The 21,035-nt window shown below is 58.7% G+C and carries 20 protein-coding genes; 2 read left to right on the top strand and 18 right to left on the bottom strand.

Annotated features, from left to right (window positions below):
- Positions 1–282 precede the first annotated feature (282 nt).
- Entirely contained in the window at positions 283–1,224 is a 942-nt protein-coding gene (locus DTF_RS22815) for an RluA family pseudouridine synthase (protein ID WP_226989247.1), read from the bottom strand.
- A 465-nt stretch (positions 1,225–1,689) separates the two neighbouring features.
- Here DTF_RS22815 and DTF_RS0109265 point away from each other — a divergent pair, with 465 nt between their 5' ends.
- Complete coding sequence (locus DTF_RS0109265) at positions 1,690–2,796, top strand: Glu/Leu/Phe/Val dehydrogenase (protein ID WP_027715101.1); 1,107 nt, start codon at positions 1,690–1,692, stop codon at positions 2,794–2,796.
- A gap of 130 nt (positions 2,797–2,926) precedes the next feature.
- Here DTF_RS0109265 and DTF_RS0109260 read toward each other — a convergent pair whose 3' ends face one another.
- The 10 genes from DTF_RS0109260 to DTF_RS0109215 form a co-directional block, all read right to left on the bottom strand.
- Positions 2,927–3,313: a PaaI family thioesterase gene (locus tag DTF_RS0109260; protein ID WP_027715100.1), complete on the bottom strand. Its 387-nt coding sequence runs from the start codon at positions 3,311–3,313 to the stop codon at positions 2,927–2,929.
- 45 nt (positions 3,314–3,358) lie between these two features.
- Positions 3,359–3,643 carry an integration host factor subunit beta gene (locus DTF_RS0109255; RefSeq protein WP_027715099.1) on the bottom strand — a complete coding sequence of 95 codons (285 nt, stop codon included), beginning with the start codon at positions 3,641–3,643 and terminating at the stop codon, positions 3,359–3,361.
- A 13-nt stretch (positions 3,644–3,656) separates the two neighbouring features.
- Positions 3,657–4,547 carry a signal peptide peptidase SppA gene (sppA, locus tag DTF_RS0109250; protein ID WP_027715098.1) on the bottom strand — a complete coding sequence of 297 codons (891 nt, stop codon included), beginning with the start codon at positions 4,545–4,547 and terminating at the stop codon, positions 3,657–3,659.
- A gap of 66 nt (positions 4,548–4,613) precedes the next feature.
- The gene (locus tag DTF_RS0109245; RefSeq protein WP_027715097.1) at positions 4,614–6,353 is read right to left on the bottom strand and encodes a 30S ribosomal protein S1; all 1,740 of its coding nucleotides are present in this window, start codon (positions 6,351–6,353) and stop codon (positions 4,614–4,616) included.
- Positions 6,354–6,456: 103 nt separating this feature from the next.
- Positions 6,457–7,293, bottom strand: coding sequence for a 4-hydroxy-3-methylbut-2-enyl diphosphate reductase (ispH, locus tag DTF_RS0109240; RefSeq protein ID WP_027715096.1), 837 nt, complete (start codon positions 7,291–7,293; stop codon positions 6,457–6,459).
- Between the two features lies 1 nt (position 7,294).
- The gene (gene cmk, locus DTF_RS0109235; RefSeq protein WP_027715095.1) at positions 7,295–8,005 is read right to left on the bottom strand and encodes a (d)CMP kinase; all 711 of its coding nucleotides are present in this window, start codon (positions 8,003–8,005) and stop codon (positions 7,295–7,297) included.
- Positions 8,006–8,191: 186 nt separating this feature from the next.
- Positions 8,192–9,484 carry a 3-phosphoshikimate 1-carboxyvinyltransferase gene (gene aroA / locus DTF_RS0109230; protein ID WP_027715094.1) on the bottom strand — a complete coding sequence of 431 codons (1,293 nt, stop codon included), beginning with the start codon at positions 9,482–9,484 and terminating at the stop codon, positions 8,192–8,194.
- Between the two features lie 99 nt (positions 9,485–9,583).
- Entirely contained in the window at positions 9,584–10,450 is an 867-nt protein-coding gene (locus tag DTF_RS0109225) for a prephenate dehydrogenase/arogenate dehydrogenase family protein (protein WP_027715093.1), read from the bottom strand.
- A 47-nt stretch (positions 10,451–10,497) separates the two neighbouring features.
- Positions 10,498–11,571 (bottom strand): prephenate dehydratase, encoded by a 1,074-nt coding sequence (gene pheA, locus DTF_RS0109220; RefSeq protein WP_027715092.1) that lies wholly within the window; start codon positions 11,569–11,571, stop codon positions 10,498–10,500.
- A 76-nt stretch (positions 11,572–11,647) separates the two neighbouring features.
- Positions 11,648–12,613: an ADP-ribosylglycohydrolase family protein gene (locus DTF_RS0109215; RefSeq protein ID WP_027715091.1), complete on the bottom strand. Its 966-nt coding sequence runs from the start codon at positions 12,611–12,613 to the stop codon at positions 11,648–11,650.
- 122 nt (positions 12,614–12,735) lie between these two features.
- Between DTF_RS0109215 and DTF_RS0109210 the strand changes: the two genes are divergently transcribed.
- The gene (locus DTF_RS0109210; protein WP_027715090.1) at positions 12,736–13,953 is read left to right on the top strand and encodes a pyridoxal phosphate-dependent aminotransferase; all 1,218 of its coding nucleotides are present in this window, start codon (positions 12,736–12,738) and stop codon (positions 13,951–13,953) included.
- A 157-nt stretch (positions 13,954–14,110) separates the two neighbouring features.
- Here the strand turns inward: DTF_RS0109210 and recJ are convergent, their stop codons facing one another.
- The 7 genes from recJ to DTF_RS27165 form a co-directional block, all read right to left on the bottom strand.
- Positions 14,111–15,916, bottom strand: a complete 1,806-nt coding sequence (gene recJ, locus DTF_RS22810) for a single-stranded-DNA-specific exonuclease RecJ (protein ID WP_226989246.1) — start codon at positions 15,914–15,916, stop codon at positions 14,111–14,113.
- A gap of 90 nt (positions 15,917–16,006) precedes the next feature.
- The gene (locus tag DTF_RS0109200; RefSeq protein ID WP_027715089.1) at positions 16,007–16,573 is read right to left on the bottom strand and encodes a tetratricopeptide repeat protein; all 567 of its coding nucleotides are present in this window, start codon (positions 16,571–16,573) and stop codon (positions 16,007–16,009) included.
- A complete protein-coding gene (secF, locus tag DTF_RS0109195; protein WP_027715088.1) occupies positions 16,573–17,496 on the bottom strand; it encodes a protein translocase subunit SecF in 924 nt (307 codons plus the stop codon). The genes DTF_RS0109200 and secF overlap by 1 nt, the downstream gene beginning before the upstream one ends.
- Before the next feature lie 10 nt (positions 17,497–17,506).
- Positions 17,507–19,102: a protein translocase subunit SecD gene (gene secD, locus DTF_RS0109190; protein ID WP_027715087.1), complete on the bottom strand. Its 1,596-nt coding sequence runs from the start codon at positions 19,100–19,102 to the stop codon at positions 17,507–17,509.
- Between the two features lie 81 nt (positions 19,103–19,183).
- Complete coding sequence (gene yajC, locus DTF_RS0109185) at positions 19,184–19,498, bottom strand: preprotein translocase subunit YajC (protein ID WP_027715086.1); 315 nt, start codon at positions 19,496–19,498, stop codon at positions 19,184–19,186.
- Positions 19,499–19,580: 82 nt separating this feature from the next.
- Positions 19,581–20,705 carry a tRNA guanosine(34) transglycosylase Tgt gene (gene tgt / locus DTF_RS0109180; RefSeq protein WP_027715085.1) on the bottom strand — a complete coding sequence of 375 codons (1,125 nt, stop codon included), beginning with the start codon at positions 20,703–20,705 and terminating at the stop codon, positions 19,581–19,583.
- A gap of 59 nt (positions 20,706–20,764) precedes the next feature.
- Positions 20,765–21,035: S-adenosylmethionine:tRNA ribosyltransferase-isomerase (locus DTF_RS27165; RefSeq protein ID WP_226989244.1), on the bottom strand; the 271-nt coding region annotated here is incomplete at its 5' end.

The following is a 21,035-nucleotide window of genomic DNA, read 5'->3' as shown; positions in this document are numbered from 1 at the left end:
AAAGCGCGCAATGGCCGTCACTTATCCTAAAAACTCAAAACTGAACTTCAACTCCGCCGGTCCCGGCCGGCAGCCGGGTTCCTTTCTTTACTGGTCTAAAGAAAGGAACCAAAGAAAGGACCTGCGCTGCGCTGGGCATGCGTCTGCGATCTCCTGTACCTTTTCTCACCTATCTATTCAACAAAACACTGAACGTCTTCGTGGCCACGCATCTGCCAAGAGCAATGGTGAGCTCAACCTGTCCGTCCGCTGCAAAAGAAGGCTTCCCCAGATAAACCTAATTCAAAATTCAACCCCATCCTCCCCCAAGAACTCCCTCATATCTCCTGGCACCGGAGCTTCCAGGATCAACCTTTCGCCGGTGACCGGATGGGGGAGGACCAGGCGATGCGCGTGGAGCATCTGGCGGGGGATTTCCCGCCCCTGCCAAATGCGGGGGCCGTCGTAACGCACGTCCCCCAGCAGAGGATGTCCCGCTTCGGAGAGATGGGCGCGTATCTGGTGGGAGCGCCCGGTCATGAGCCGCACTTCCAGCAGGGCGGCATCGTCGAATTCCTCAATCACCCGATAGCGGGTTATTGCCTCCTTACCTCCCCTGGCGACTGATCGAACACGGTTGCTCTTTCGATTTTTTGCCAGAAGGGAACGAATTTCCCCTTCCTTCTCCGCCGGATGGCCGCTCACCAGGGCCAGATAGGACTTTTCCGCCTCCCGACCGGCGATGATTTCGGTGAGCCGTCCATGGGCCCTGCGATGGATGGAAAAGACCATGACGCCGGAAGTGTCCCGGTCGAGGCGCTGCGCCATCCCCAGCTCGGGACGATCCAGGGGGCGGTGGGGATTGTGAAGATGGTCCAGAAGAGCCGCGTACAGCGTCCCCTTGTAGCGTGCGGGCGTCGGCTGTGTTTCCACCCCTGCCGGCTTGGCGACCGCCAGCAGGTAGTCATCCTCCATGAGAACATCCTCCGGGCGCAGGACATAAGGTTCCAGGGGAAGGCCGTCAATATGGATCACCACCTCTTCACCCGCCCGGACCGGCAGGGAGCATCGCCGCACCCGCCGGCCGCCGACGTGAGCGCCGCCGATATCGACAATCTTGCGCAGCAGCGTTCGGGAGAGCTCATCCGTCTTGGCAGGGACGAACTGATCGAGACGCATCCCCGCCTCCTCGGGGGTGGGGGTGAAGCGATAGTGTTTGGGGGATTTTGAATTAGAGGCATTCATCGTTGAATCCAGCGGGAGGAGGGCGTTGAGTTTTGAGTTTTCAGTTTTCAGGATTTACCACAGGAAGCCTTCGTTTGCAATGGAGAGGCTGTTGGCGTTCACTCACTTAATTTGGCAAATGGCGGTTCTACGGAGACGTACCGTTTTTAGTTATGGAGTGTTTAGAAAAGCGCCATTGATCGCGGAAGCATGCCCAGCGCAGCGCAGGTCCTTTCTTTGGTTCCTTTCTTTAGACCAGTAAAGAAAGGAACCCGGCTGCCGGCCGGGACCGGCGAACTTCAGTTTTGAGGTCTGAGTTCTTAGTTTTGAGTTAAATGCAAGGGAGTTCAATTCTGAATTCTGAATTTCTCACCACTGCTCTTGCAGATGCCAGTGTTCCTTCCAGCATATACTTCCCCTACTTGAGTAAAATATATAACCCTGTACTCTTAATACAAATGCCGATCACATCTTCAAGGGGATTCCATGCAGAATTACGACATCATCTTCGAAAAATTCGCCGACGAACTCGGACCGGTCAAAACCGTCCACATCTATGACCCGCGCACGGGAACAAAAGGGATCGTGGTGATCGACAACGTCGCCAGAGGCCCGGCCATAGGAGGCGTGCGACTGGCCCTGGACATCGATACGGAAGAAGTGATGCGCCTCGCCCGCACCATGACCCTCAAGAACGCCGCTGCGGGATTACCCCACGGCGGAGGGAAGGCCGGAATCATCGGCGATCCCCATACCGCGGACAAGGAAACCCTGCTCAGGGCCTTCGCCCGAAAAATCAGGGAACTCACCGATTATATCCCCGGGCCGGACATGGGCACGGACGAAGAATGCATGGGATATATTCATGACGAAATCGGCCGGTGCATCGGCAAGCCCCGCGCCCTGGGGGGAATCCCCCTCGATGAAATCGGGGCCACCGGGTACGGCCTCAGCCGGGTCGCCGGACTCGCCCTCCCCTTTGCAGGAATCTCCCCGGAATGCGCGACCATGGCTGTTCAGGGTTTCGGCAACGTCGGCCGGCACGCCGCCGCATTCCTGGCCCGTCAGGGAGTCAGGCTCATCGCCGCCAGCGACACCTCCGGAACCATCCGCAGGGATGAAGGCCTGGAAGTGGACACCCTGATCCGTGTCAAAAAGGAAGAGGGGACCGTTCTGGCCTATCCCGGGGGATCGAAGCTGACGAGGGATGAGATTTTTAAGATTAGCTGCGACATTTTCATCCCCGCCGCCCAGCCTGATGTCATCACGTTGGAGAATGTCGAGACATTTCAAGCCAAGGTGATTCTGGAAGGCGCCAATATTCCCGTCACCGAAGAGGCGGAGCGGCTCCTCCACGACCGCGGTGTCCTGTGCATTCCCGACTTCATTGCCAATGCCGGCGGGGTGATCTGCGCCGCGGTCGAACACCGTGGAGGAAGCGAGACGCAGGCCTTCGATGTGATCAGGGAAAAACTGGAACAGACGACCGGCGAGCTGCTGTCTGCTATCGGCCGGGAAAAGCTGTATCCACGCGAGGCCGCGATGCGGATGGCAATCGACCGGGTAAAGGTGGCCATGGTCCTGCGGCGTTAAAGTTCAATCTGGCTATCTACTGAGTTCTCGGTGTCTCTGTGACTCATTGGGTTAAGTGGATGACCGGCAAATACAAAAGCCCCGCTTCTTCGATTGAGAGCGGGGCTTTTGTATTGCCGAAAATGCAATCTCATTGTTCGAGAATATGTCTGTCCAGAACAAAACAGGTGAAAGTGGCCGTGAAAACTTCGGTATCGCCGCTGAACACGGAGCATGTCACCGTGCGCTTTTTCCCCTTTTCTTCCAGAACTCCGGCACGCGCCACGAGAAGATCTCCGACTCGGACAGGGGCGAGGAACCTTGTCTCGGCAGCGCCGAGGACTACATACGGATCGTTCACCGCCAGCATGGCGGCGTAATCGGCCAGTCCGAAGGTGAAACCGCCGTGCACCAGCCCCCGCTCATCGGCGGCCATCTCAGGCAATGTTTGAAGCCGGGCCGCGGCCCCTCCGTCGGTGACTTCAAGCGCCTCCCCGACCCACCTGGAAGAGATGCCGAGATGCGTATTAACCTTCACCGGAATTCCCTTTTGTAGAACGACGCCTCATGAACCTCTAACCGCTCAGCCCTGAGTATTCACCCGAAGCCGAAGTTCTTTCCCGGTCTTGAAGAAAGGCGTTTTTTTGTTGGGAATGCTGACCACTTCGCCACTTTTCGGATTGCGCGCTACCCGCGCGTCCCGCTCACGGATAGTGAAGGAACCGAATCCACGGATCTCGACGCGATCGCCTTCCGCCAGTGCGCCGCCGATGCTGTCAAAAATGGTATTGATGATCAGTTCGGCCTCTTTCTTGTTCAACTCTCCAGTGGTGCTTGACAGGCGTTCAATCAATTCACTCTTCGTCATCTGACATTACCTCCTACTCGATTCCAGACCATAGATACTGAAGACCCGATGATGTTCGCTCCTGAAAACCGCGGCGCAGGCTGCTTGCGGTTTCTTCAATCAAATAATCAAAAAGATTTCCCTTTTCCCGGGGCGGATATACGACCTTGGGCTTTTCCTCGATTCCACCCATCTGAGCGGCCACGGCGATGGCATCCTGCAGGTTGCCAAGTTCGTCAACCAGACCGGCTTCAAGAGCCTGGCGACCGGTAAAAATCCTTCCATCCGCGAGGGTCCTGACTTTGTCTTCCGGTATGTTTCGTCCGAGGGCGACGGCGGCGATAAACTGGCTGTGAACGTCATCGATGAGGTCCTGCAGGAGTTCACGATCCTCTTTGGACATGGGGCGCACGGGAGAACCGATGTCCTTGTAACGTCCGCTCTTGACCACCTGGCTCTGGAGGCCGAGCTTGTCGAGCAGCTCCTGCCAGTTGGTGAACTCCATGATCACGCCAATGCTTCCGGTAATGGTGCCGGGATTGGCGAAAATGCGCCGGGCAGGAGCCGCGATGTAATATCCCCCCGAAGCGGCCACCGACCCCATGGAAACAACCACCGGCTTCATTCCGGCGGTTTTCGACACCTCCTGGAAAATTTCCTGGGAAGGTCCCACTCCGCCTCCCGGAGAATCCACGCGAATAACGATCGCCTTGATGGACTGGTCCTCTTTGAAACGGATCAGTTGATCGATGGTTTTTCGTGAGGAGACGATGACGCCCTCGACTTCGATCACCCCTACCTTTTCCCCGAGGGCAAGGGAGGTGGATCCCCCCATGAATCCGGCAATGAAATACACCGTAATCAGGAAAAAAAGAAAGATGGCGCCTAGAACGAGCAGAGCCATCAGGAAGGGTCGTTTTTTCATGGAATGTGCCCAGGCAAGCGGACCCCCCGCAGTCAGCCTGCGGGGGGTCCGATGGGTCAGCAGAGATTATTCTTCGCCCTTGTCGCCCTTGTCAGCGGCGCCCTTTCCCATCGCTCCCTGAAGGAGATCACCGAGATTGGAGGTGGCGCTTTTCTGAGCCCCAAGGAAGGCATCGACTTCGGCCTTCTCTTTCTGATGGGCAAGGTGCTTGACGGAGAGGGCGATCTTGCGTTCAACCGTGTCAACATGCAGCACGACGGCTTCCAGCTCATCTCCGACTTTGGTAAAATCCTTCGGAGAATCGACTTTTTCCTTGCTGATTTCCGAGACGTGAATCAGCCCCTCGATACCTTCCTCAACCTCGAGGAAAATCCCGAAATCGGTCACTGAAGTGACTTTGCCGCGGATGATGGTGCCGGGAGCGAACCGCTCGGGAATGGACTGCCAGGGATCGGGATTCAGCTGTTTGACTCCGAGAGAGAACCGCTCGTTCTCGCGGTCGATATTCAGAACCACGGCCTTGACGGTATCCCCTTTTTTGTAGAGCTCGGAAGGATGTTTGATCCGCTTGGTCCATGACAGGTCGGAGATGTGAACCAGACCGTCGATCCCTTCGTCGACTCCGACGAAAATACCGAAATCGGTAATATTCTTGACCTGTCCCTCGATAATGGTCCCGATCGGGAACTTCTCGCCGATGACTTCCCAGGGATTGGGTTCGGCCTGCTTGAGACCGAGAGAAATCCTCCGGTTGGGAATATCGAGCGCCAGGACCATCGATTCAACTTCGTCGCCGATGTTGAGAATCTTGTTGGGATGCTTGATCCGCTTGGTCCAGCTCATTTCGGAGACATGGATGAGCCCCTCGACTCCCTGCTCCAGTTCGACAAAGGCCCCGTAGTCGGTAAGACTGACCACTTTGCCCTTGACAAGACTCTCCAGGGGATATTTCTGCTCCACCTCGAGCCAGGGATCGGGAGCGATCTGCTTCAGACCGAGGGAAACCCGCTCCTTCTCACGATCGAACTTGAGGACCTTGACTTTGATCTTGTCGCCGACGGCGAGGATATCGGAGGGATGGGAAACCCTGCCCCAGGACATGTCGGTGATATGAAGCAGGCCGTCGATGCCTCCCAGATCGATGAATGCGCCGTAGTCGGTGAGGTTCTTGACCACGCCTTCCACCGCCTGCCCTTCCTCCAGAGTCTCCAGAGTATCGGAACGCAGGGTTTCGCGCTTTTCTTCCAGGAGCACCCGGCGGGAAAGAACGATGTTGCCGCGGCGCTTGTTCAGCTTGATGATCTTGAAGCTGTAGGTCTCTCCCAGCATCTTGTCCAGGTTCCGCACCGGACGCAGATCAACCTGGGAACCGGGAAGGAATGCATTGACGCCGATATCGACGGAGAGTCCGCCCTTGATCCTTGAAACGATGCGACCCTCGACCACGGCCCCTTCCTCCAGGGCGTTCCAGACCTTCTGGCGGTCGGCCTTCTCCTTGGAGAGGCTGATCAGGCCGTTTTCGTTTTCGGTGCTTTCAATCAGAACGTCGAACACGTCGCCGACCTTGACCTCGATCTGGCCCTGCTCGTCGGTAAACTCATTGACGGGAATGACCCCTTCCGACTTGCCGCCCACGTCCACGATCACCGAATCGGGATTGACCTGAACAATGGTTCCTTTGACGACGTTGCCGGAATGCAGCTCCTTGAGGCTGCTCTCAAAGAGATCCTCGAAGCTTTGCTCCATCTCTTCGGACTCTTCGAGTTCTTCGTCTTCCATGTTGAACGTTTCTTTGTTTTCCACCATTAAGAAGTTACCCCCTAGCGATTTTCTGTCACCTGGTGACAGCATGGCTACGAGCCATGAAGAGGGACGATAACATAAAGCTTTTGAAAAGACAAACCATAATTTACCGAATCGTCCGCACCTTCTCTACCACCTCCTCGATGATCCAGCGGGGTGTCGAGGCGCCTGCGGTGATCCCCACCGTGTGGACCTCGTCGAACCATTGCGGATCGACCTCCGCAGCCGTCTCCACATGGTGGGTACGAGGCTGGATGTCACTGCAGATGCGGGTCAGACGGCTCGTGTTCGCGCTGTTGAAGCCGCCGATCACCAGCATCAGGTCGACTTGACGGGCGATGGCCTGCGCCTCTTTCTGCCTGACCGAGGTGGCGTCGCAGATAGTATTGAACACCCGCAGTTCACCGCTTTTCTCCAGGCAGACCTCGATGATCTGACGAAGGTTGTCGAAGGACTGGGTGGTCTGCGCCACGACCCCCATGCGTTTTTTTCGCGGCAGTTTTTCAGCCTGATCGCGATCGCCCACCACGAACACCTCTCCGTCCCGGGCATAGGAGACGATCCCCTGGACTTCGGGATGCTCCTCCTCACCCACCAGGATGACGGTATATCCTTCGCGACTGAGCATGGCAGCATATTCCTGGGCCTTTTTCACGAAGGGACAGGTGGCGTCCACGATCCGCAGTTCGCGCGCAAGAATGTGATCCAGCTCCTGCGCGGTCACTCCATGGGACCGTATGATCACCGCCCCTTCGGGGATGTCTTCCACCCGGTCGATCACTTCGACTCCCTTTTCCTCGAGCTTGCGCACCAGCTGGGGCGAATGGATGATGGGGCCCAGGGAGCAGATCTGATGGCAGTGATCGGCGGCATCGAAAGCCATCGTAGTGGCCCTCTTGACTCCGAAACAGAATCCGGCGCTCTGCGCAAGAATAATCTTCATCTCATTCCCCTATCTGCGGATTTTCCGGCAGCCCGGCAGTGCGCCGACGGGCCCGAACCACCTGCAGCATTTCCGTCAATACCCGGTCGATGCTCAGTGCGGTCGAGTCGATGACCACGGCATCCTCGGCCCGAGTCAGGGGGGCATGCTCCCGGGCGCTGTCGGCCTCATCTCGCTCTTCCACCTCGGCTATGGTCTGCTCGAGGTCGACCTGAAATCCTTTTTCCATCAGCTCTTCATAACGCCGCCGTCCCCGTTCCCCGGCCGAAGCCTGCAGAAAGAATTTCACCTCGGCATCGGGAAATACGACGCTGCCGATGTCTCTCCCCTCCAGGACCACCCCGCCTCTTTCGCCCATCTTCCGCTGCAGCCGCACCATGGCCCCGCGCACGACCTTACAGGCGGATACTCTTGAAGTCAGAAGGCTGATCTCGGGGGTCCGGATGGCTTCGGAGACATCCTCGCCGTTCAGCAGAACCCTCTCGCCCGTCGCACTGCGGACAAAATCGATAACAATATTATCGCACAGACGGCCGAGCGCCGCCTCGTCGGTCGGTTCGATCCCCTGACGCTGCGCGGCCAGCGCCACGGAGCGGTACATCGCGCCGGTATCGATATTGACATAGTTCAGGGTTTGCGCCAGAAGCTTGCTCAGCGTGCTTTTCCCGGCACCGGAGGGCCCGTCGATGGCGATGATCAGTTCGCGATTCAAAATCAAGATACCTGTTGGTGAGTTTTTTAATGTTTTATGGGGTGGTAAACTCCGTTTTTTCACCGCCGAGGACGCAGAGATCGCAGAGGAAACCTTTATGATTAGTCTTTCTCTGCGGACTCGGCGTCCTCTGCGGTAAATAGGTTTTTTTGCCTCAAGTTTTAAATCCCAGGCACCAAAGTTTTTTCACCTCTTTATTTCTTCAAGCAACTCCCAAAACCTAGGAAAAGAAGTGGCGGTGCATTCGGTGTCCTCGATGGTCACAGGTCCGTCGGCGCGAAGGGCGGCGACGGCCATGCTCATGGCGATGCGGTGGTCGCCGTGGGAAGCGACCGAGCCGCCGCGCAGCCTTTCCATCCCGACGATTTCCATCCCGTCCTCACGGGCCTCCACCTGCGCCCCCAGACGGGACAGTTCGGAGGTCATGGCGGCGATCCGGTCCGTTTCCTTCACCCGCAGCTCCCTCGCGTCCCGGATGGTGGTAGTCCCTTCGGCAAAGGCGGCGGCCACGCTGACCACGGGAAATTCGTCGATGGCGCGGGGAACCACGGCGCCGCCGATCTCGATTCCCTTGAGGGAGCTGCTCTTCACCAGAATGTCTGCCACCGGCTCACCGGAGAGCTCGCGCCGGTTGGTGAGCTCGAGGGCTCCTCCCATCTCCTGAAGAATGTCGATGATCCCGCTGCGGGTCGGATTCACCCCGACGTTGCGGATGAGCAGTTCGGAGCCGGGCGTGACAAGAGCGGCCACCATGAAAAAGGCGGCCGAGGAAATGTCGCCGGGGACGAAGACTTCGCGCCCTTCCAGAGAAGGGTTGCCGGCCACCGATACCCCGCCGGGAAATGGACGGACCTCGGCGCCGAAATAAGCCAGCATCCGTTCGCTGTGGTCCCGGGAGAGATGGGGCTCCCGCACCGTGGTGACGCCGTCCGCATAGAGTCCCGCCAGCAGCAGGGCGGATTTGACCTGGGCGCTGGCGATGGGAGAATCGTACGCGACAGCCCGGATGCCGCCGCCCTGGATAGCCAGGGGCGCCAGGTCCCCCCCGCCACGCCCCCAGATCCGGGCGCCCATGGCGGCCAGCGGTGCGACCACCCGCTTCATGGGGCGCTTGCGCAGATACCGGTCGCCCGTGAGCACCGAAAAGAACGCCTGTCCGGAGAGCAGGCCGGTCAGCAGCCGGATGGTGGTTCCCGAGTTGCCGCAGTCGATGACATCAGCCGGTTCGGTCAGTCCGTGCAGCCCCCTCCCTTCGATCCTGAGATCGCCGCAGGAGGGTTCCTCGATCTTCACCCCCATGGACCGGAAGGCATTGAGGGTGGCCCGGTTGTCCTCGCCCTGCAGAAAGCCATGAACGATCGTGGTCCCCGCGGCGAGAGAGCCGAACATGATGGAGCGGTGCGATATGGATTTGTCGCCGGGGACGGTGATCTCGCCGTGCAATGAGGCGGCGGGCCGGACGGTACGGGTCTGGGTCATTTGAAACCTCGGAGAAGGCAGCTTACAGCTTACAGCTTGCAGCTTGCAGCTTGCAGCTGATAACCAATAACTGATAACTAATCAGCTTTCAGCTTGCAGCTAAAGTATCGCGTCCCGGTTCTTTTTGGAACGCTGGAAAAACTCGAACAGCCGGGAACCGTCCCCGCTGAGGATATCCTCCTTGAGTTCGGCGAAGAAGGATTCGAAATGATCCATCATTTCCAGCAGGGCCTCGCGGTTGGTCATGGCGATGTCCCGCCACATGACGGGGTCGGAAGAGGCGATCCGGGTGAAGTCGCGAAAGCCCCCGGCCGAATATTCCAGGATGTTCTCCTCATACCGGTCGTAGGAGCTGACGGCGTTGACCAGCGAGTAGGCCACCATGTGGGGAAGATGACTGATGGCGGCCAGAATGCGGTCGTGCTTGTCGACCGGCATCTCTACGACATCGCTTCCAGCGGTTTCCCAGACCTGTCGAACCAGCTCCAGAGCTCCCGAAGAGGTCTTTTCAGTAGGGGTGAGAATGCAGCGCCTGCCCTGGTACAACGAGGCGAAGGCGGCATCGGCCCCGCTCCTCTCGGTGCCGGCGATGGGGTGGCCGGGTACGAAATGAATGCCTTCCGGCAGCAGCGGCTCGATGGCACGGACGACCGCCTCCTTGACGCTGCCGCCATCGGTGAGAACGGCTCCCCGCTTCATGTGCGGCAGCACCTCGGCAGCCACTTGAGGAAGGGCCATGACCGGGGTGGCGAGAAAAACCAGATCGGCCTCGGAGACCCCCTCGGCCGGATTCCGGGTGATCCGGTCCACGACGCCCAGCTCCAGAGCCTTCTCCAGATTGGCCAGCCCCCGGCCGATACCGATGACCTCTCCGACCGCCTCGGCAGCCTTGAGGGCCAAGGCAAGAGAGCCGCCTATGAGTCCGACGCCGACCACGGCCAGCTTGGGAATGAAAAACTTCTCCATGTTTGATGCCTTTTGTAAAAAACTCAGAGTATGGCGATATGTCCCGGTTACCGGTTCCGCGGATAGGAACCGAGCACTTTAATGAACTGACAGTAACCCTTGAGCTCGTCGACGGCGGCCCGGACGCTGTCCTCTTCGATATGCCCTTCCATGTCCAGAAAGAAGATGTATTCCCAGGCTTTCTTCTTCATGGGGCGGCTTTCGATCTTGGAGAGATTGATGCCGCGCTTGCTGAAGGGTTCGAGCATGCGGTAGAGGATTCCGGGCTCATCCTTGACGCTGAACATCACCGACGTCTTGTCCCGGCCGCTGCGCTCGGGAGTTTTTCTGCCGATGACCAGAAAGCGGGTGAAGTTGTTCGGATTGTCCTCGATCCGCTCCTTGACGATCTGCAGACCGTAGAGGGAAGCCGCCATTTCGCTCGCGATGGCGGCGGCCGATTCGTCTTCGGCTGCCGTCTGGGCGGCCAGGGCCGTGCTCCCTACATCGATGAGGGGGATGTCTGGAAGATTTTCTTCCAGCCATTTGCGGCACTGAGCCAGAGGCTGCGGGTGGGACACCACTTTTCGGATATCCTCGAAGCGGCCGGTGCGGGAGAGCAGAAAGTGAGAGATTTCCAGCAGGATTTCGGCATTTATCTTCTGCTCCGACTCCATGAACATATCCAGGGTGTGAGAGACCGCCCCCTCGGTGGAATTTTCCACCGGCACCACCCCGTAATGGGCCCTCCCCCGCTGTACCTCATCGAAGACGGCAGGGATGCTTTTCTGCGGCACGAGCTGGGCTGAGAAACCGAACTGTTTCATGGCCGCGGCATGCGTAAAGGTCCCCTGGGGGCCGAGAAACGCCACCTTCATCGGCTGCTCGAGGGAGAGCGAGGCGGAGATGATTTCACGGAAAACGCGGCGCACGGCTTCGGCCGGGAACGGGCCGGTATTTTTGGAGGTCAGGCGTTCATAGATGGCCATCTCCCGGCTCGGCACGTAGAATTCCTTGCTCTCACCGGTCTTGGTCTTGCCCACTTCTATTACGACCCCGGCCCGGCGGTTGAGCAGATCCAGGATCTGGTCGTCTATGGAGTCGATCTGTTTGCGCAGCTCCGGCAAAGATTTTTTCGTCATCCTGATACCGCCTTCCAGGCTGAAATGAGACGGGAAACTTAACGCAGTTATCGGTAAAAATCAATGAAAAAGCCCCTCATCTCCCGCCCATCATCGCCTCGGCCACCAGCGCCAGCCGCCGGGCGGCCAGAATGATCTCGTCCCGGCCATGGCGCCCGTTTTCCAGGGTGTCGAACCAGCGTCTGGGAAAGTGATCCCCACCGTGCAGGGCGCCCGTCAGGGCTCCGGTCATGGCGGCGATGGTATCGGTGTCCCCGCCCAGCCCGACAGCCCTGACGAGAGCCTCCTCGGGATCGGCGCCATAGCGCAGGGCGGCGAATATCGCGGCAGAAACCGATTCGGCACTGGCGACCCCGGTGCCGAGGACTCGGACCGCTTCATCGTCGCTCGCCCTGTCTGCGAGCAGGTCCTCCGCATCGCGCAGCTTGCGGTGAAGAGCCTCAGTGCGGCAGACCTTCCGAAGTCGTTGGAGCATGCCGGCGGAATCGACCGGCGTGCGGCCATCGGAACGGGCCATGAGACTCACGGCCAGCGCCTGAATCGTCGCCCCGTCCACGGCTTCGGGGTGAACATGCGTGCAACGCACCGCCTCGAATACCTTGGCCCGCAGTTTATCCGGGTCGCCGGAGCCGAAGACCAGCCCCACGGGGGCGATACGCATGGCCGCACCGTTGCCGAAGGATCCCGCGGCAAAGAGCATGGTCCCCGTCCGCCGGTAATCGGCGCCGCCGCGCAAGGCTTCGAGGACGGCAGCGGCGCTGCGTCCGTAGCCTCTTTCCGGCTCGAAAAGCTCTTCGTAGCGTCGGGCGCAGTCGGCCCCGTCGACGTCTCCCACCCGAATCAGGGAAAGGGCAAGGGCAAGGGTCATTTGGGTGTCGTCCGTGTAGCGCCCGGCGCCCCGATGCGGAAGAAAATCCCGAACCTCTCCGAAACGCCCACGAATCTCCGCCCGGCTCATCCCCTCCACCCCGGCGCCCAGGGCATCGCCGTACGCGGTCCCCAGCATGGCGCCGACAAAACGCTCTTCCCGATCACACGCCATAAAGGACTCCGTTCTTTCTCACTTGACCCTTCTCCGGCGGACAGCTAAACTGCGGCTGTTTTTCATCCAACGCCTCACGCCTCACGATTCTGACAGTTTATCCGTAACGAAGGAGTAAATAAATGCCCATATCCGTCAAGGTCATGAGTTGTATCGAACGATCCTCCTGGATCCGCAAGATGTTTGAAGAAGGCGCCACGCTTCGAAATATTCACGGAGAGGAAAACGTCTTCGATTTTACCCTTGGCAACCCGTCGACGGAGCCGCCGAAGGCTTTTTTCCGCGAACTGCTGGAGGCGGCACAGAACCCGGTTCCCGGCATGTACCGGTACATGAACAATGCGGGCTACGAAGAGACCCGCGCGGCGGTCGCCGAGGTGCTGTCGGAGGTCTCGCCGCTGCCGGTCGAAAGCCGGCATGTCATCATGACCTGCGGGGCCGGCGGGGCCCTCAATGTGGTCCTCAAGACGATCCTCAACCCCGGCGAAGAGGTCATCATTCTCGCCCCTTATTTTGTTGAATACAAGTTTTACGTGGACAATCACGGAGGGGTGACCAGGGAGGTATGGACGAATCGGGAGACCTTTCAACTGGATCTCGCCGCCATCGAGAGTGCCATCGGTCCCAACACCCGCGCCATCATCATCAACTCTCCCAACAATCCCACCGGGGTCATCTATCCGCGGGAAGACCTGCAGACCCTCGGAGAGATCGTCGAGCGCAAGGCAAATGAACTGCAGCGGGTCATTTATGTCATCTCGGACGAACCTTATGCCCGAATCGCCTATGACGACCGGAAAGTGCCCGGCATCTTCTCCTGCGTGAAAAATTCGGTGGTCGTCAACTCCCACTCCAAGGATCTCGCCCTTCCAGGAGCCCGGATCGGCTACCTGGCGGCCAACCCGGCCATGGACAATGTCGGCCGGTTCATGGAAGGCGCCGTCTTCTGCAACCGGGTGCTCGGCTTCGTCAACGCTCCTGCCCTGATGCAGCGCCTGGTGGCCAGACTGCAGAGAGAGAGCGTCGATATCGAGGAATACCGGCAGAAACGCGATCTCCTTTACGATAACCTGACCGCCCTGGGCTTCCGGATGGTAAAGCCGGATGGAGCCTTCTATCTCTTCCCCCGATCGCCTTTTGCGGACGACGTCGAGTTCGTCCGCCTGGCCCAGAAGCACAACATCCTGCTGGTTCCCGGAACGGGCTTCGGCGCGCCGGGGTACTTCCGCATCGCCTACTGCGTAGATGAAGCCGTTATACGGCGCAGCCTGCCGGCCTGGGAAAAACTGGCGGAAGAAGCGGGGATTTTGCAGCCGAGCGTGAAGGAGATCGGTGCCTAGTGTCCGGTTTGGTTAGTCCATTCAGATAATTCTGAGGCATTTTGGTTGCTGGCAAGGCGTGTCGACGCAGGCCTAGCCTGAGCTAAGCTGAGGAGACGCAACGCAGCAAGCGGCCAAAAGGACCAGAATTAATGGACGATATTAACCAATCGGGACACTATGCCGGGGCGGAAGAATCGGACTCGCCGAAGGAAGAGAAGTCCCCCAAAGTGGTTTTCAGAGCTGACTGACTCGGACGGAAGTCCCTGATTCGGAGTTGAACCGAATCCGCTCCTCGCCAGGAATTGATCGCGGGACTGAAAAGAAGATCGATTTCCCCCTGCAGCTCCTGCTGCCTGGCCGCCGTGCCGAAGGCAATGCAGGGGATGGTGTATCCTCCCTGGCGGGCGATAAAGCGCAAGTGATCCTCACCGACAAGACGCAGCTGCTGCACCCTGATTCCGGAGGCAATAAAAACCGGTTCCGGGTTGCCGGCGCCGAACGGAGCCAGATCGGCAAGTTCCCGCACCGTATCCAGTCCCAGTTCTTCCAGCAGAAGTTCTCCATCATAGGTACGCCGAGGCAGAAGAGCATCGCCGGACAGAAGAGTCCGGGCGACGCGATCGAAGGCGGCGCCGAAACTTTCCACCCGGTCGGCCGCGATGGTGAGTCCGGCGGCGAATTCGTGTCCCCCGAACCCTGCAAGGTGCTCCCGGCAATTCCCCAGGGCCTTGTAGAGATGAAAACCGGCTATGGAACGGGCGGACCCCTTTCCCTGTCCGCCCTCCAGGGCAATAAGGACAACGGGGCGGTGATAGCGCTCCACCAGCCGACTGGCCACGATGCCGATCACTCCCGGATGCCAGCGCTCGTCGGCCAGAACAATGGAGCACTCGCCCCCCTCCCCCCCCTGCTCCAGCCTTTCGATAGCCTGACGAAGGGTTTCCTGTTCAATCTTCTGCCGCTGCCGGTTAAAGCCGTCCAGCAGACGGGCGGTTTCCAGAGCCGCTTCATAGTCGCTCTCCAGCAGCAGATGCACCCCCAGAGCTGCATCTTCCAGGCGACCGGCGGCATTGAGCCTGGGAGCGAGTCGAAAGCCGACCGCCCCGCACGTCACCTCCTTCACCGCGGCAATCTCCCTCAGCGCCCTGATTCCCGGACGAACGCCCCTGCCCATGGAGACAAGGCCAATCCGGGTCAGAAGACGATTGACCCCTTGCAGGGGAACAATGTCCGCAATGGTTCCCAGGGCCACGAGATCCAGCGATAGGCGCAGGTCCGGTTCCGGACGATTTTTGAAGGCCCCTCGGCCCCGAAGTTTCTGGCGAAGAGCCACCAGAAGGAAAAATGCCACGCCCACCCCGGCAAGCCCCTTGAAAGGGAACCGGCACCCCGGGAGGTGCGGATTGATGATGGCATAGGCGGCAGGGAGGGTATCGGGGGGCTGATGGTGGTCCGTGATGATCAGATCCAGGCCGAGCTCTGCGGCCAGCTTGGCTTCTCCAACGGCGGAGACGCCGCAATCGACGGAGAGAACGACTCCGGCGCCGCCGGCTGCGGCCTCTTTCAGGGCCTCGGCGGACAGTCCGTAGCCGTCTTTGAGGCGCAGGGGGATATGGTATTCGGCGATCCCCCCCAAGGCTCGCAGGGTTTCCACCAGCAGGGTGGTGCCGGTGATTCCGTCCACATCGTAGTCCCCATGAACGGCGACCCGTTCACCCCTCTCGATGGCCCCTGCCAGACGCTCGACCGCCCGTTCCATCCCGGCCATGAGAAAAGGGTCGGGCAAGGCGGCCAGACGGCCTTCCAGAAAATTCCGACCCTCCTGGGCGGTGCTGATGCCGCGGCAGAAAAGGATGCGCGCGGTCAGCGGGGAAATCCCGAGTTCCTTGCCGAGCGAATCGAAGTCGATGGAATCGAACTCGTTCTTCCGCTGCACCCAGAGGTGATGGTTTACGGGCTCCATGATTTTTTTCTCTCTCATCCTCTGAGTCTTTGCGGAAGGCATCATCCATGCCCGCAACGGGATAAAAAAGAAGCCGGGCCGGGGACAACCCCGGCCCGCATCAGAGGATTACCTGGATTCTGGCCGAGTCTGGGTTTGGAGAAACTCCATCTCGGCGCGCACCTGGTCGGAGCCGGGGCCCGACGGACTGAGAACCAGGTATTTGGCCCATGCTTCCCTGGCCTTTTCGAAATCCTGCAAATCGTAGCGATAGACGATCCCCAGATTGTAGAGGCTCTGGCGATGGCTGGGATCGAGTTCATAAGCCCGGGTGAAGTTTTCCACGGCGCGATCGAACCATCCGAGGCGACGGAACATGACTCCCTGGTCGGTCAGAACGTTGGGGTCGTTCGGATCGAGTTCCAGCGCCTTATTGTAAGCCTCCACGGCTTTTACCGGCTGGTCCGAATCGAAGTAGTTGTGTCCCAGTTCCACCCAGGCATTCCGGTTGGCCGGGTCACTGGCGACTATCCCCTCCAGCATCTTGATGTTCTGCTGATAATTGACCGCCGGTGCCGGTGCGGGAGTGCCGGAAGGAGGCGACACCATCTTCTTTCCGCCCTTGCTGACGAGAATTCCGATCAAAAGGCCTACGATCAGGGTTATCGCTATCAACAGGACTGTTTCTTTTTTCATCACACGCTTCCTTTCACCTGCGATTTTCCGGATTTGTGTTCCTCCCAGAAAATCAGCAGCGGACTGGCCACGAAGATGGAAGAGTAGGTCCCGACGATCACACCGACCAGAAGAGCGAAGGCGAAATTGTGGATTACACCGCCACCTAAGACGAAGAGCGCCAGAACCACCAGCAAGGTGGTTCCCGAGGTCAGGATGGTACGGGAGAGTGTCTCATTGATGCTGCGATTGACCACGGCGGAAAAGCCTTCTCGTCCGTGTTTTCCCATGTTCTCGCGGATGCGGTCGTAGACGATGATGGTGTCGTTGAGAGAATAGCCTATGATGGCAAGAAATGCGGCTATGATGGGCAGATCGATCTCTTTGCCGAAGAGAGAGAAAACGCCGAGAGTGATCAGGACATCGTGAACCAGGGCGATGACCGCCCCCACGGCGAACCGGAATTCGAATCGCCAAGTGATGTAGATGAGGATGCCGATCATGGCGTAGAGGACCGCCAGCAGACCCTTCTGGCGCAGGTCCTTTCCGACCTGAGGCCCGACCATTTCGCTCCGGCGAACCTCCACCTTGCCGGCGCCGTAGCTAGCCTCCAGCGCCGAAAGAATGTCTCGAGACAGGCTCGTCAAGCCTCCGCCGACCTCCTGGGCACGGATGAGAAATTCGTTGGCCTCATCGCCGAACTGTTGAACGACCATCCCCTTCAGGTCGAGATCTTTCAAAGCCGCCTTGATGTCCGCGGCCCCGGTCGGCTCCTCGAACTGGATCTGGACGAGGGTGCCGCCGGCGAAATCGATGCCGTATTCCGGTCCTCCTTTTGCCAGAAGGGAGAAAAGGCCGACCAGGATAAGAACCGCCGAAAAGATGACGGCCATTTTGCGCTTGCCGATAAAGTCAAGGTTGATGTCAGGTTTGATCAACTGCATGCGCTTCTCCTTATATACTCAGCCGTTTGGCCTGGAACCGGACCAGGAAAAAGTCGAAAATCACCCGGGAGACGAAAATCGCGGTGAAAAGAGAGGCCATAATTCCGATGGAAAGCGTCACCGCAAACCCCTTGACCGGCCCGGTGCCGAACTGGAAAAGGACCAGGGCGGCGATGAGGGTTGTGATATTGGCGTCGATGATGGTGAGAAAAGCCTTGCTGTAGCCGGCCTCCAGAGCGGCCCGGGCGGTCTTTCCCAAACGTAATTCCTCTCGGATGCGTTCGAAAATGAGTACGTTGGCGTCGACGGCCATCCCCACGGTGAGTACGATGCCGGCAATGCCGGGGAGGGTCAGGGTGGCCTGGAACATGGAGAGTATGGCCATGATGAAGACCACGTTCAGGATGAGGGCCACATTGGCGACCACTCCCGCGAGCTTATAGTAGAGAACCATGGCCAGTATCACCAGAATGCCCCCAACGGCGACCGAAAGCATGCCCTTGTTGATCGAATCGAGCCCGAGGGAAGGTCCGACGGTGCGGTCTTCCAGAATATTGACCGGTGCCGGCAGAGATCCCGCCCTCAGTACGATGGCGAGATCGGTGGCCTCCTGTTCGGAGAAGGAGCCGCTGATCTGTGCGCTCCCTCCGGAGATGCGCTCGCGGATGACCGGCGCCGAATAGACGGTGTCGTCAAGAACGATGGCCATGCGCTTGCCGACGTTGGCCGCGGTGATCTGGTCAAACCGTTTGGCCCCCACGGCATTGAAGTCGATGGCCACGTAAGGCTCATTGAATCGGGTATCGATACGCACCTGGGCATCCGACAGGAGATCGCCGGTCAATACCGTTTTATCCTGGACGACGATGGGGTTCTCGGTTACCGCACCGGTGCGGGGATCGACATTTCGCTCATAGAGGAGATTGGTGCCCGGGGGCGGGTTCCCCTTCAGCGACTCCTGAGGATCGACATCCTCCGCCACCATCTTGAATTCGAGGCGGGCGGTCTTGCCCAATAGGGCGATGGCCCTCTCCGGGTCCTTGACCCCGGGAAGCTGGATGAGAATCCGGTTCCCCGACTGACGCTGCAGGGTCGGCTCACTGACGCCGAACTGGTCGATGCGATTGCGAAGCGTCTCCAGAGCCTGCCGGACGGCATAATCCTCGATGTTATCCACCTCCTGATTGCTGAGACGGAAATTCTTCTGAACATATCCCCCCTCGTCGGTAATGGTCAGCGGCTCGAGGCTGGGGAAGGTCTCCTGCATCATGTCATCAACTTCGGCTCCGGCCGCCTGGTCGTAGACGGTGACCGCCAGGCGATCATCCGACAGACGTTCGATCCGCTTGAAAATGACGTCCTTTTCCTTCAGCAGGGTTTCGACCTGGTCCACAATACTGTCAAGACGACTCTCCACCGCCTTCTCCACATCGACTCCCAGGACCAGATGCATTCCTCCCTGAAGGTCGAGACCCAGGTGAATAGGATCAAAAGCATCCTGCCACCAACCGGGAAGATTCTTGGAAAACGTGGGAGCGAGCGAGGCCATGGAGAGGAGCAGGCAGAACAGAACCAGCAGTCCCCGCAACTTGATGCTTTTCGACATGGAAGCAATTTCTCCTTTCGGATACTACTCAGACGGCCGGGCCGACAACGGTGATCCGTGTTGAATGGTGCAGGTAAGGGATTACTGCTCCAGTTTGGTTCCCACAACCGAAGAACGGTTGATTTTTATCTTCACGCCGGTTGCAACTTCGATGGTTACAACATTCTCCTGAATGGCAGCGACCTTGCCGTGAATGCCGCCGGCGGTAATCACCTGGTCGCCGACCTTGAGGGCTTCAATCAGCTGTTTATGCTGTTTGGCCCTTTTCTGCTGAGGACGGATCAGCAGAAAATAAAAAATGGCGAACATGATCACCAGCATGATGATGCCCTCGTATCCGGGGCGTCCTCCCTCCTGGGCTGCGTTGCCTGCCATGGCGTAGGCTTCGGAAATCATTGATCTTACCTCCTTGGTTGAATTTTCGTATTGAGTGACGGGTAAATCCCGATGGGAAAACAGACTTTCAGCCGGACGCGCGTCATCCCGGATCATGCGCCCTTTTAGCGTAAAAATCTCGCTTGAATTCGTGGAAGATCCCCTCCTCGATGGCGCACCTGGCTCCCTCCATCAGCTTGAGATAATAATGCAGATTGTGATGCGTGTTAAGCACGGAAGCCAGAATTTCGCGGCTCTGATACAGATGACGCAGATACGCCCTGCTGTAGTTGCGGCATACATAACAGCCGCAATCGGGATCTGCCGGCAAAGGATCATCACTGTAACGGGCCTGTTTGATGCTGATTCTGCCGAAGGAGGTGAACAGTACGCCATTGCGCGCATTGCGGGTGGGCATGACACAGTCGAACATGTCCACTCCCCGGCTCACTCCTTCGATGAGATTCTCGGGAGTACCGACTCCCATGACGTAACGCGGCCGGTTCTCGGGGAGCAAAGGGAGGGTGCATTCCATCATCTCATACATGAGATTCGCCTCTTCGCCCACCGAGAGGCCGCCGACGGCATATCCGTCAAAACCGATCTCCAGAAGATCCTCGACACTGCGAGCCCTCAGGTCGGGGTACATTCCCCCCTGAACGATGCCGAAGAGGGCGGCACCGTCTCCGGTGCGGCGGGCTTCCTTGCAGCGACGAGCCCAGCGGCTGGAACGGTCGGTGGAAGCAGCCACGTATTCGCGAGACGACGGATACGGGATGCATTCATCAAAGGCCATGATGACGTCCGCCCCAAGGGCCTCCTGCACGGCAATGGAGGACTCCGGAGTCAGCACGTGAGCGGATCCGTCCAGATGAGATTGAAAACGCACGCCCTCTTCGCTGATCCGCCGCAGATCCCCTAGGCTGAAAACCTGGAACCCGCCGCTGTCGGTCAGAATCGGGCCATTCCAGTTCATAAAGGAGTGGAGTCCCCCCAGCCTCCGGACCAGTTCATGCCCCGGCCGCAAAAAGAGATGATAGGTGTTGGCCAGGATGATCTGGGCCCCTATTTCTCCAAGGGCCTCGGGAAGAATCGCCTTGACGGTCCCCTGGGTCCCGACGGGCATGAAAACAGGAGTTTCGACGGCCCCGTGTGGGGTATGAAGACGCCCTCGCCGGGCTCGGGACGTGGCATCCTCTTGTAAAAGATCAAACGTGAAAATCGTCACTTGTCAGGTGTCACAGGTCACTTGTTTCAAATCCTCGTCCCGCATCCCACGTCCGGGCCTCACAAAATCAGCATGCAATCGCCGTAGCTGAAAAAACGAAAATCTTCCCGCACGGCGCGTCGATATGCCCCTAGAATTTTCTCCCGACCTGCAAAAGCCGAAACCAGCATCAGCAGGGTTGAACGCGGCAGGTGAAAATTGGTGATCAGGGCATCGACGATTCGAAATCGAAAACCGGGATAGATGAACAGGTCGGAATTTCCGCTGCCCGCCTTCAGAAAGCCGCTGTCACCTACGGCATATTCCAGCGTTCTGGTGGTGGTCGTCCCA

This window comes from Desulfuromonas sp. TF (assembly GCF_000472285.1).
Taxonomy (GTDB): Bacteria; Desulfobacterota; Desulfuromonadia; order Desulfuromonadales; family ATBO01; genus ATBO01.
Note: the sequence above shows the minus strand (reverse complement) of the source record. Positions and strands in the feature narration are given on the sequence as shown.